The organism is Acidovorax sp. (assembly GCF_046314175.1).
In the GTDB taxonomy this organism is placed as follows: domain Bacteria; phylum Pseudomonadota; class Gammaproteobacteria; order Burkholderiales; family Burkholderiaceae_C; genus Acidovorax.
Map to the genome: position 1 here is coordinate 10,218 of NZ_JBKBXG010000085.1, position 12,318 is coordinate 22,535.

General features: G+C 61.7%; 7 protein-coding genes and 1 pseudogene. 4 read left to right on the forward strand and 4 right to left on the reverse strand.

The annotated features are described in order from the left end of the window. Positions 1-245 (reverse strand): annotated as a pseudogene (locus ACK4OE_RS20180) (transposase); the annotation flags it as partial. A gap of 219 nt (positions 246-464) precedes the next feature. Here ACK4OE_RS20180 and ACK4OE_RS20185 point away from each other — a divergent pair. The 3 genes from ACK4OE_RS20185 (at position 465) to ACK4OE_RS20195 (ending at position 8,221) form a co-directional block, all read left to right on the forward strand. Further along, the gene (locus tag ACK4OE_RS20185; protein ID WP_409887440.1) at positions 465-5,471 is read left to right on the forward strand and encodes a PAS domain S-box protein; all 5,007 of its coding nucleotides are present in this window, start codon (positions 465-467) and stop codon (positions 5,469-5,471) included. Positions 5,472-5,573: 102 nt separating this feature from the next. Further along, positions 5,574-6,527 (forward strand): GGDEF domain-containing protein, encoded by a 954-nt coding sequence (locus ACK4OE_RS20190; RefSeq protein ID WP_409887442.1) that lies wholly within the window; start codon positions 5,574-5,576, stop codon positions 6,525-6,527. 689 nt (positions 6,528-7,216) lie between these two features. Beyond that, on the forward strand, positions 7,217-8,221 hold the full coding sequence (locus ACK4OE_RS20195) for a DnaJ C-terminal domain-containing protein (protein WP_409887443.1): 1,005 nt from the start codon (positions 7,217-7,219) through the stop codon (positions 8,219-8,221). Between the two features lie 159 nt (positions 8,222-8,380). Here ACK4OE_RS20195 and ACK4OE_RS20200 read toward each other — a convergent pair whose 3' ends face one another. From ACK4OE_RS20200 to ACK4OE_RS20210, 3 genes are read right to left on the reverse strand one after another with little or no spacing between them, the layout of a single operon-like run. Then, on the reverse strand, positions 8,381-9,088 hold the full coding sequence (locus ACK4OE_RS20200; protein ID WP_228895791.1) for a glutamine amidotransferase: 708 nt from the start codon (positions 9,086-9,088) through the stop codon (positions 8,381-8,383). Then, positions 9,085-9,900, reverse strand: coding sequence for a YggS family pyridoxal phosphate-dependent enzyme (locus ACK4OE_RS20205; protein ID WP_409887445.1), 816 nt, complete (start codon positions 9,898-9,900; stop codon positions 9,085-9,087). The genes ACK4OE_RS20200 and ACK4OE_RS20205 overlap by 4 nt, the downstream gene beginning before the upstream one ends. After that, positions 9,893-11,158, reverse strand: coding sequence for a benzoate/H(+) symporter BenE family transporter (locus ACK4OE_RS20210; protein ID WP_306553304.1), 1,266 nt, complete (start codon positions 11,156-11,158; stop codon positions 9,893-9,895). Before ACK4OE_RS20210 ends, ACK4OE_RS20205 begins: the two co-directional genes overlap by 8 nt. A 110-nt stretch (positions 11,159-11,268) precedes the next feature. Here ACK4OE_RS20210 and ACK4OE_RS20215 point away from each other — a divergent pair. Next, on the forward strand, positions 11,269-12,318 hold a 1,050-nt coding region (locus ACK4OE_RS20215), incomplete at its 3' end, for a PLP-dependent aminotransferase family protein (RefSeq protein WP_409887447.1).

Here is a 12,318-nt window from a genome sequence, read left to right on the forward strand (position 1 = left end):
AGCTCTGCCTCTTCGGCGGTGGCAGCCTGGTAGATGTGGCGCAGGTCCGCCGCAACATCTTTTCTGCGCTTCCACGAGACGTAGTTCAGGCTGTGGCGCACCATGTGCACGATACACAGCTGTACCACTGCCTTGGGGAACACCGCCTCGATGGCATCGGGGAAGCCCTTGAGCCCGTCAACGCAGGCGATGAAGATGTCCTGTACGCCCCGGTTGCGCAGCTCGGTGACCACCTGCATGAACCACATCGTCTGGCGCAAGGGTATGCATTGATACCAAAATGGTCACCCGACTACCAGACCAGATCATGAAACTCAACACGCACGTCGAATGAACACGTTGTCGCCCGGTCTAAAAGGGCACCTACGTATTGCGGCAACCCCGGGGACTGCACTATTGTGACGACATTGAGTAACGAACCATGCGTTGGCCGTGTCAGCCCAGACGGCTATCCGACCCTCCCCATGCGTCTCAACAATATCGCGACACCTGTCATCGCCTGGATGGCAGCTACATTGCTCCTGGGCGCGCTGGCAAGTGCTCTGCTCACTTGGTGGCAGGCCGACAGTAACTTACGCAAAGCGCATTCGGCATTTGAAACACATTCGTTTGAAGTGGTGGAGCGACTGCAGAACCGGATGCGCCTGTACGAATACGGCCTGCGTGGTGTGCGCGGCACGGTTCTCACTGCTGGCGAAAACGGTATTAACAATCGCCTGTTTGAGCAGTACAGCAAAACCAGGGACATTGATACAGAGTTCCCTGGGGCGCGCGGCTTCGGCTTTATCCGCCATGTTTCACGGACTCAAATGGACGACTACCTGCAGGCACGGCGTGCCGACGGTCGCCCGGACTTTGCCATCAAGACTTTGAACGGGCATGAGGGCGACCGCTTTGTGATCGAGTACATCGAGCCTGCGGAGCGCAATAGTGCCGCCATTGGACTTGATATCGGCTCAGAGGCAAACCGCAGACAGGCGGCCCAGTCTGCCTTGCAGACTGGCAAGGCAACCATCACCGGCCCTATTACGCTCGTACAAGCCTCCGGTGACCCCCAGAAATCGCTGCTGTTCTTACTACCTATTTATCGAGGCGGCGTCACTCCAGACACCCTCGAAGAACGCGAGTCCAACGGTTTCGGATGGAGCTATTCCCCACTGGCGCTCAGCGAGGTTCTGGCCGACTTTGATTTGGCGCAGCTTCAATACGACCTCACCATCACCGACATGTCCAACCCCGCTCAACCCGAAGCGGTGTTTAACAGTAAATATGCACAGCCGTTGCAAAGGGCTGTGATGAGCCAGTCCGTGGAACGTGAGGTGTACGGGCGTCTGTGGCGGATTGAAATGTCTGCAAGGCCAGGGTTTGTCGGCAACCTGAACCTTTTACCCGATCGGACCGTCTTGGCTGCCTCGCTGGGGGCCAGCTTGCTATTGGCGATGCTGGTTGGGGCCATCCAGCTGGGCCAGGATCGAAAACGCAAAATCCTTATCCAGCAGGCTCAACTGGCCACCATCGTCGAGAACTCTGCGGACGCCATCATTGGCGAATCCAACGATGGGCGGGTGATCATCTGGAACAGCGCGGCCGAAAGGCTGTTGGGTTACCCGCGCAGCGAAGCGCTAGGCGAGCCACTGCTGGAGCGAATGACGCCCGTGGAGGAACGCAGAACAGCCGCCCAATTGGTGCGCCAAGTGCACGCCAATGCCGAAACAGCGCCCGCTGATACGACATTGATGACCAAAGAAGGGGCCATCACGCCCGTCTCCATCACAGCAGGAGCCATCCGCGGTGCTCATGGCGAAATCATCGGCATTGCGCGCCTGGTGCGCGACATCAGCGAGCGGCTGCGCGCGGAGCAAAAGATGCGTGATCTGGCAGACAGCTTGGAGCAGCAAGTGAAGGACCGCACCGCAGAACTGGAGACGGCGCGTCGCGATCTGCAGACCGTTCTGGACTCCGTGCCATCCATGATCGGTTACTGGGACAAGAATCTGTGCAACCGCGTGGCCAACCGGGCATACGGGGATTGGTTTGGCGTCGATCCAGCCGGCCTTTCTGGCAAGCACATGTCTACGCTTTTGGGCGGTGAACTCTTTGAGCGCAACCGTCCGTACATCGAAGGTGCCCTGCGGGGCGAGGTGCAGCAGTTCGAGCGCACGATCCCCCGAGTTGGCGGGGAAGGCGACCGGCATTCGCTTGCAAACTACCTTCCCGACGTGGTGGACGGGGAAGTCCAGGGCTTGTATGTGATCGTGCACGACATCACCGACGTTGCGGAAAGCCGCCTGACCGTTGCTCGGGAACGCGAGCGCTTGGCATCCATCATCGAAGGTACCAACGTGGGCACCTGGGAATGGAACGTCCAGACCGGCATCATCACCAGCAACGAACGCTGGGCGGAAATCATTGGTTACACCGTCGCAGAACTTCAACCTACCCGCATTGAAACCTGGACCGAACACAGCCATCCCGACGACTTATCCCAGGCGCAAGAACTGCTGGAGCGCCACTTTCGCGGTGAAGATGCCCAGTACCAAAGTGTGGTGCGCATGCGCCACAGAGAAGGACATTGGGTGTGGGTCCAGTCCCGAGGACGGGTCACCACGCGCACGCCCGAGGGAGCTCCGCAATGGATGTATGGCACCCACCAGGATGTGACCCCGATGAAGGAGGCAGAGGAGAAACTCCAGCGTGCGGTGGCCATGCTGGGCGGTGTTCTTGATGCTGCCACCCAGCAATCGATCATTGCCACGGACCCTGACGGCATCATCACCCTCTTCAACACCGGGGCGGAAAAAATGCTGGGGTACGCGGCGCACGAGCTGGTCGGCGTCAGTTCACCCGCCCCGCTGCACCTGATGGAGGAGGTCGAGGCTTACGGCAAGGAACTGACCGAGCGCTATGGACACCCGGTGCAAGGCTTCCGGGTGTTCGTGCATGAGGCGGAAAGACTGGGGTTCGAGACCCGTGAATGGACCTATGTGCGAAAAGACGGGAAGCATCTGCCCGTTCAGCTGTCGGTCAACACCATTCGCGACACGCACGGCAATATCCTGGGGCACCTTGGCATTGCCCAGGACATGACGGAACGCTACCGCCAGGATAGCGCGCTGCGCCATGCCAAGGCAGCTGCCGAAACCGCGAGCGCAGCCAAAAGCATGTTTCTGGCCAACATGAGCCACGAGATCCGCACCCCCATGAACGCTGTGCTGGGTGTAGCGCATCTGCTGGCTGACACCCCACTAAATGACGATCAGCGACAACTGCTGGGCAAACTGCAGATTGCAGGGCGATCGCTGCTGGGCATCATCAACGACGTGCTGGACATCTCCAAGATAGAGGCCGGAGAGATGACCACCGAATCCGTGGGCTTCAGCCCGGCGGACATCGTTTCTGAAGTGGCGCAGCTGTTTGCACCGCAGGCATCCGGCAAGGGCATCGCACTGGACTTGCAAGGCCTGGACGAATGCCCTGCGGCCCTGCTAGGCGACCCCACACAACTACGCCAGGTGCTTTCCAACCTAGTGAGCAATGCGATCAAGTTCACGCAGCAGGGCTCTGTGCTGCTGCGGGTAGAGCGCCACCAGGCTGCGCAGACCAGCGATGACCGCCCCTGGCTGAAGTTTTCGGTGGCGGACAGCGGCGCTGGCATATCCGAGGTTGCGCTGAAAAATCTCTTCACGCCGTTTGCACAGGCCGATGCCTCGACCACCCGCCGTTTTGGAGGCACCGGCCTGGGGCTTTCCATCGTCAAGCGGCTGGCCCACCTGATGGGAGGGGACGTGGGTGTGACCAGCGCCGAGGGGGTGGGCAGCACGTTCTGGGTGACATTGCCTTTTGCGGTGCCGCACGAAGACAGCAAGCCTCTGCAGGCAACATCCCACCAGGACCAGCTCACCATCTTTGTAGCCGACGATAACGACATTGATCTGAAGGGCCTGGTGGCTATGTGTCATGCGTTTGGCTGGCGCGCCATTCCCATGGCCTCCGGTACGGAGTTGGTCCATAAAGTGCAAGATCTGGTCGATGCCCACCAGCCGCTGCCGGACGCATTGCTGGTGGACTGGCAAATGCCTGGGATGGATGGCATCGAGGCGCTACAGATGCTGGCAGATCGCCTGGGCGCGGTGTCTCTGCCCGCGACCCTGGTTGTGTCGGCTCACGAGCGGGGCAAGGTGGCGAGCGCCGACATCCATGGCATCGTCAATCGGATCCTGACCAAACCGGTGGAGCCGTCCACCCTCTTCAATGCGGTTAACGCCTCGGTCGCCGCACTGACGGGGCAGTACGGCCACGTCATTGGAGCGTCCCGCCTGGATGCGATGCAAGGACATTGGCTACAAGGCGTGCGTATTCTTTTGGTGGATGACAGTGACATCAACCTGGAAGTGGCCCGCAGGCTTCTGGAGAAGGAAGGTGCATGGGTGGAAACCTGCATGAACGGTCAGGAGGCACTGCAGGCTCTGACGACTACGCAGAGCCCTGGCGCCACCCTGTTCGACGCTGTGCTCATGGATGTACAAATGCCCGTCATGGATGGCTATGAAGCCACGGCGCGTATCCGCAAGGACCTGGGTCTGGCCGACCTGCCCATCATCGCGCTGACGGCGGGTGCGCTGTCCGAAGAAAGGCGGCGCGCTGAGGCTGCGGGTATGAATGCCTTCCTGACCAAGCCACTGGACCCCAGCTTGCTGGTGCGCACAGTACATACCCACGTCGGCAAGGCGCAGGGTACGCCACCGATGGCGGCTGGCAGTGTGTCGCCGCACCCGCAGACCGTGGGCACGCAGTGGCCCGAGATACAAGGAATTGACACCGCATACGCCACGAAGCTACTGCAGGGCGATTCACACTTGTTCCTCGAACTGATGCGGCGCATGGTGCACGACCACTGCAGTGCTGGCTTTTTGTTGAGCGACGGCTATACCCCAGAAGCCTTCTCCACGCTGCTGGCGCGCGTGCACAAGCTGCGCGGATCAGCGGGCATGCTTGGTGCAAGAGCTATAAACGCCCTGACGGCTGACCTGGAAACACAGCTGCGGGACCTCCAAAGCGATTGGCATCCTGGAGCCACCGTACCGCCAGGTTTGATGGGTCTGCTGCAGGCGCTGAACGTCGCACTGGGCCAATTGCAAGCTGATTTCGAAAGCGTGCTGGCCACAAGGAACAAGGCCATCAAGCCCGCCCCTACCACTGAGGTGTCCACGCAAACGCCAACAACCAGTGGCCTTTCCGAAGCCAGCCTGCAACGCATCTACGTGTTCCTGCAATTGCTGAACCGGCAAGACCTGGCGGCCCTGACAGAGATGGAGACACTCGCTCCGGAACTGACGCAGTGGATGGGCCGCGAGGCGATCAACGCCCTTCATCAAGCGGTCAACCGCCTGGAATTCGCAGAGGCAAGCCGAATGCTGTCGGGCGTGATCCCTTCAACGTTCGACCCTCGCAAATTTGATGGACACTCCTAGATCTTGAGTTGAGTTCGACCAAGAAACGATTGGCACTCACTCGCCCCCCACATGTCTACTCCCTCAATGCCCCATCTCATTGACTCTGACCACGCCAGTCTTTTGATCGTCGACGACGACATCACCGTGGTCCAGGTCTTGGCAAAAGCGCTGGCGGGCATCGGCAGTATTCGCTACGCGCTCAACGGCGCGGATGCCCTTCGACTGCTGGAGCAGGAGCCCCCGGATGTGGTGCTGCTGGACGCCCACATGCCTGGGTTGTCAGGCTTCGACGTGTTGGGCGCGATACGTTCCCAACCGCAGTGGGAAGATATCCCGGCGATTTTCATCACCAGTGATAGTAGTCAGGGTATGGAAGAGGAAGGGCTGGCCCAAGGCGCGGCAGACTTCATCGGCAAGCCCTTTCACCCGGCAATCGTCGCGGCAAGGGTGAGAACCCAGCTGCGGCTCAAACGTGCGTTGAACAGGCTGCGCCAGTTGTCATCCACCGACGCCTTGACGGGTGTGGCCAACCGCAGAACACTGGATGAAACGCTACTTCGAGAGTGCAAACGGTCGCAGCGCAGCCGCAGCGCCATTGCCGTGCTGATGCTGGATGTAGATCATTTCAAGCGCTTTAACGACACCTATGGTCATGGCGCAGGAGACGAGGCATTGGTCCAAGTGGCTCGGGCCATGCAGAGGGCGACTAACCGCCCGGCAGACCTGGTCGCACGGTATGGTGGCGAAGAATTCACGCTGGTGCTACCGGATACCGATGGCGACGGCGCCATGGGCGTTGCCGCAACCCTAATGGCGAACGTGGCCCAGTTAAAGATTCCGCACAGCGCCAGTGCCACAGGCTTTCTGACCGTTTCCATTGGCATCGGCTCATTTGATCAAGCCTCAAACCATTGGAATCAAGCACGCGCAGGTTTACGCGAAACTACCTCCACCACACCGCCGTTGTGTGCCACGGCCTTGCTGGCCACCGCAGACCAGGCACTGTACGCAGCCAAACAGGCGGGGCGCGCACGCGCCATCCTTGAGCGGTTTCATGGGAGCATGCCAAGCTGATGCGAGACAGGATTCCTGTTCCCGGACGGTAACTAGCTATCAGCGCGACTTGCAGCAAGTGTCGGGGTTCGGTCGCAGCCCTTGCTAATCGTTACGCATGCGCCTGCCGAGCACAGCGCTGAAGAGCTCAGAAAGCGCAACATTTTTCACAACAGGGCCGCCACGACAACGCTCACCCGTGGCGCGTATCGCCTGCAACCACGCACAGAAGTGGTTTGAGTGCGGTCCTCGTTGGTGACGATTTCTAACGTCTGCTATCTGGCCGATAGTGCGCGTTCGACTGCTAAGAATGGATGACGGCAATCGCTGCGGACCTGCCGTGGATACGGCGTGGGCAGAGCAAGGCTGAACCAAGTCGTTCGGGATAACCTAACAGCCAACGGTTGTCGCCTCTACTCTGTCAAAAACTCCCAACCGTTGCCTTAAGCCGTGCTTTCAAGGGGGCCTTCACCCCTGCCAGCATGTGAGTTCTTCGATCCTAGGACGAGTCGATTTCTCTGCCGGCGTTGGGCATTTCGGGAGCTTCCGAGTTCTTCAACAGAATAGACCCGAAAGCAGATATCCCTGAGATCGGGAAAGGTCGGCCATGCACAGAGGACGCCAGACCGGCCCGCCCAGCCCGAGGATCCCGCCAGCCCACTGCGCCTGCTGCTATGCTGCGCTGCAACATAGTTTGCGCCAATGGGATCATGGACCTCGACGACCCTTACCACGAACTCGGCTTGGCACCAGGCTCCAGCGATGCCGAGGTGAAGGTTGCGTGGCGCCGCCTGTCCGCACGCTGGCACCCAGATCGCAACAACAGCCCGCATGCCCTGCGAAAGATTCAGCGTATCAATCGGGCGCTGGAAATGATCCGCAACGCCCGGGCCGAACCAGAGGCTGAAACCGAAGATCCCACCCCCGGTGCGGAACAATCCACCGTCGAGCACACCATCAGTCTCACGCTCGAGGAGGTGGTGACCGGTTGCGTCAGGGAAGTTCGAGGCGAGGTGATCGAAGACTGCGCCGAGTGCGCCGGCAGTGGCCTGCAACTGCAGGCTACCGAGTGCAGTGAATGCGGTGGCGCCGGCCACATCCGGCAGCATCTCTGGTTCGCCTGGATCTCGTCCACTGACAAAAGCGCAGCCTGCCAGGGACAGGGGAAGACGCGCCACAACTGCACTGCCTGCGCGGCGAGCGGTAAGGCACCGCCGAGCAAGTACCGCTGCCGGGTGCCGGTCGCGCCAGGCGCGCGCGCTGGCGACCTGCTCGATGTCACCGCCCGAGTGAAGGGCAATCGACGCCAGCACAAGCTGGCGCTGCGCGTGCGCGTGGAGCTGCAGCCGCACGAATTCTTCACAGCTGAAGCCGATGGGACCTTGAAGTGCGAGCTGCCCGTCGATGGGTTTGCATGGATGGCCAATCGCTGGATTGAGGTTCCAACCCCCCGCGGGCTGCAACAGATGAAGCTGCGGCGGGGCCATCTGAACTACCGCATCAAAAACGCGGGCCTGCCGTGGACGAACGAGGCAGAGGCTGGGGACTGCATTGTCACCGTCGTACCGATGTTTCCACAGGAGTTCAGCCAGGAGCAGGAGGCCGTGATCGATCGGCTGGTGGTCAGCAACTCCGGGACAGCCGGCACGCCGGCAGGTGATCGCATGGCGGCATGGAGCCGGTTGGTGAACAACTGGCAGGATCGGCGCAAGTGAGATCCTCGATGACCATCAGCATGGTGGACTGATGGCGGCTCGCTTTGACCAAGATCATCGGTACCGAGCTATTGTTGGCCGCCAAGTTATGTCCGACTTGTTCAGGCTGGAAGCGGCCGGTCTGGGTCACGCCTCCAGCGGCAGCTCTCATGAAGCCTCTCAGGGACGAAGTGCCTCGATCTCGTCCAGCCATGCTGTAAATACAGCCCGTGCCACCTGCGGCAAGCGGGATTGCAGAGTTTTCGCTTGGCTGCGCAACGCACGCACGTCGATGCCAGCCTGCGCCAATTCGCAGGCATGACCAACGAGCCAGCGCTCAATTTGGCGCGGATTGGCCTCCAGATGGCATTGCAGGGCCAGCACATTGCGCCCTATGCTGAAAGCTTGGTTGGCACAGGGGTGTGTCCCCGCCAGCCTCGTTGCCCCGTCGGGAATGCCGAAGTGGTCGCCATGCCAGTGGAGCACCGGCGTTTGGCCTAGCGCCGCCAATGGTGACCCCTCGCCTTTCTGGGTCAGTGTCAGTGGCGCAAAGCCGATTTCCTTGACACCCATGCTGGCAACACTCGCGCCAAGTGCGCGGGCAATCAGCTGTGCACCCAGGCAGATGCCCAGCAGCGGGCGCCCGCTTGCCAGCCACTGCAGAACTACCGCCAGTTCGTCGCGGAGGAAAGGGTAGATGTGGTCATCGAAGGCGCCTATGGGACCACCCAGTACCACCAGCAGATCAGCCGCAGCCATGTCCACTGCATACAAGTCATTGATGGGGGCATCCAGATAGCGCACCGCATAACCGCGCGCCACCAGCAGGGGCTCGAGCGTGCCCAGGTCTTCAAAATGCAGATGTCGCAGGGCAATGGCAGTTTTCATGGGCGTGGCTCCTTGGTGCTGTGCGCGTCGGGCCAGTAATGGCTATCCGGCATGGAGCGAGCGCCAAAGATGGCTTGGCCAACGCGCACCACCGTGGCACCTTCCTCGATGGCGATCTCGAAGTCGCCGGACATGCCCATGGACAGCTCTTCCAAGGCGATGCTGGCGGGCGCACTCTGGCGCAACCGGTCGCGCAAAGTGCGCAGCAGAGTGAAGCACTGGCGCACCCGCACAGCATCGGAAGAAAACAGCGCGAGCGTCATCAGCCCGCGCATGCGCAGTGCCGGGAAAGCGGGCAGGGCGCGCAGGAACGCCGGAACGTCCTCGGGCGACAGGCCGTACTTGCTGGCCTCGCCCGAGGTGTTCACCTGCACGAACACATCCAGCGCGCGGCCCTCGGCCTGCAGACGGCGCTCCAGCGCCTCGGCCACGCGCAGACTGTCCAGTGCCTGGAACTCGCTGGCGAAGCGTGCCACTAGCCTGGCCTTGTTCGTCTGCAGATGGCCGATGACCGACCAGCGCAGATCGGCCAGGTCCTGCATGGCTTCCCATTTGCCGAAGGCTTCCTGCGCCTTGTTTTCACCCAGCAGGCGGCAACCCGCCGCGTAGGCCAGGCGCAGACTGGGCTCGGGCTTGGTTTTGCTCACCGGCAGCAGTCGCACCCCAGCAGGGTCGCGCCCCGCACGGTGGCAGGTGGCATCCATGCGGGCCCGCACCGCCGCCAGGTTGTGCCGGAAATCTTCGACGGAAGCTGCCTGCGGATAGCGGCCATGCTGGCCGTGGCGGGTCTGGGTGTCCGGTGGCTCAAGCATTGGCCTGGTTCCTTTCCCTCTTGATGATCATGGGCTCGGCGGCCGGTGCCGCGGTGGTTGGGCGCCCGCGGCGCGGTAGCGTGCCATTGAGCACGGCGTGGGCCGCCAGGCCCACCACCAGGCCCCAGAACGCACCACCGATGCCCAGCAGCGTGATATTGGCCGCCGCAGCCAGGAAGGTGATCAGCGACGCTTCGCGCGTCTTCACGTCGGCCAGGGCAGTGGCCAAGCTGCCGCCGATGGTGCCCAGCAGCGCCAGGCCCGCCAGCGTGGTGATGAAGGTTGCCGGGAAAACCATGAAGACGCCCGCCAGCGTCACGCCGAAAACGCCCACGAGGATGTAGCACACGCCTGCGGCGATGCCCGCGATCCAGCGTTTGGACGGATCTTCGTGCGCCTCCCGGCCCGTGGCGATGGCGGCCGTGATGGCGGCCACGTTGAAGGCGTGCGAACCGAACGGCGCCATCAGCAGCGAGCCGAGCCCGGTCAGCGCCACGATGGGATTGGCGCTGGTCTTGAACCCGTCATTGCGCAGCACCAGCATGCCGGGCATGTACTGGCCGGTCAGCGTGATGAGGAACAGGGGTAAGGCGACGCTCAGCAGCGCATTGAGCGAGAACGCAGGCATGGTGAAAACCGGGGCGGCGAGCCTCAACGACAGTCCCGACAGGTCGACCCGGTCCTGCATGAGCAGAAAGAGCAGACCCAGCACCAGGATGCCCACGACGGCATAGCGTGCACTGAGCCGCTTGAGCACCACGTAGGTCGCGATCAGCAAGCCAGCCAGTACCGGATCGATGCCCATGCCGCCGAAAGCCTGGATGCCGAACTGCAGCAGGATGCCCGCGAGCAAGCCTGCGGCCACGCCCGGAGGAATCAGCCGGATCAAGCGGTCGAACCAGCCTGACAGCCCCAGCGCCACAAAGGCCGCGGCGGAGATCAGGTACGCGCCCACCGCTTCGGCATAGGGCGTGGTGGCCAGTGCCGTCACCAGGAACGCCGCCGCCGGTGTGGACCAGGCGGTAATGATCGGCTCGCGCGTCAGCCAGCTCAGGATGATTCCCGTAGCTCCCACACCAATCGAAATCGACCACACCCACGATGCTGTCAACTCCGGGCTCAGACCTGCCACCTTGGCCGCCTGGAACACCAAAATGAAGGTCCCGCCATAGTTGACGATGACCGAAATGAGACCCGCGACGATGGGATGGGTGAGGTCGAGCAAGCGGGAGGATGGGGAGGGCGACGCGGATGACATGGTTTGTATCGAGCTCTTGAAAGTGATCTGTTGGGCTGAAGCTGGTAAGGATTTATAGATCCTGAATGGCATACTGTGCCCTACCAATTTTTTGATGTGATACCAGCCAATTGTTCAAGCATGCGCAACTCGAATCCGTAAAAGCCTGGATCCTTGATCCGGCAAATGGCGCGTTGCCCCTGCACGCGCGCATCCAACGCGCGATCCGGCAACTGATACTCGACGGCGCACTCGATGTCGCCACACCGTTGCCTGCTTCCCGCGCCCTGGCGAAGTCGCTAGAGGTGTCACGCGACACAGTGGAGTCGGCATACAGCCAGTTACATGCAGAGGGTTTTATCGAGCGACGCGTGGGTAGCGGGAGCTTCATTTCGGAGCGGGCTTTGCGTTTGCCTGGACGTGGCAGGGCGCGGCGCCTTGAACCACAGCGGGCACCTCTTCGGCTGAGCCAGCGCGGTACGGCCATGTACCGTGCTGGCGGGGTGCGAGACTTTCTGACTCCTCGCCCGTTTGCTCCTGGCGTGCCGGAAACGCGCACTTTCCCACTGGCCACCTGGGAGCGGCTGGAGCGGCAGGTGTTGAAGGACTGGGGCACCACAGCGCTGCTGCACAGCCCCCCGCAAGGGATGGAACCGCTACGGCGCGCGATTGCCAACTACGTCAACCTCGAACGCGGCGCGCATGCCACCCCCGAGCGTGTGCTGGTGGTCACCAGTTCCCAGCAAGCCTTGACCCTGTGCGCTACCGTGCTGCTGGACGCTGGCGATCGCATCTTCATTGAAGACCCCGTGTACCACGGCGCACGCAAGGCGTTCGACGCCGCGGGGCTGGAATGCGTGCCCGTCCCGCTGGATGCCGAGGGAATGCAGGTGGGGCACCTGCGCAAGGTGCGACAACCGGGCAAGGCGGTGTTTCTTACGCCTTCGCACCAGTTTCCGACCGGAGTCACGTTGGCGCTGGACCGGAGGCTGGACGTCATCGAATGGGCCCAGCAGCACCATGCCTGGATCATCGAGGATGACTATGACAGCGAGTTCCATTACGCGGGAAAACCCACGGCCTGCGTACAGGGACTGGACCCGCATCAGCGAACGATCTACATCGGTACGTTCACCAAGTCGATGTTTCCGGGCTTGCGTATTGCCTTCATGGTGCTTCCG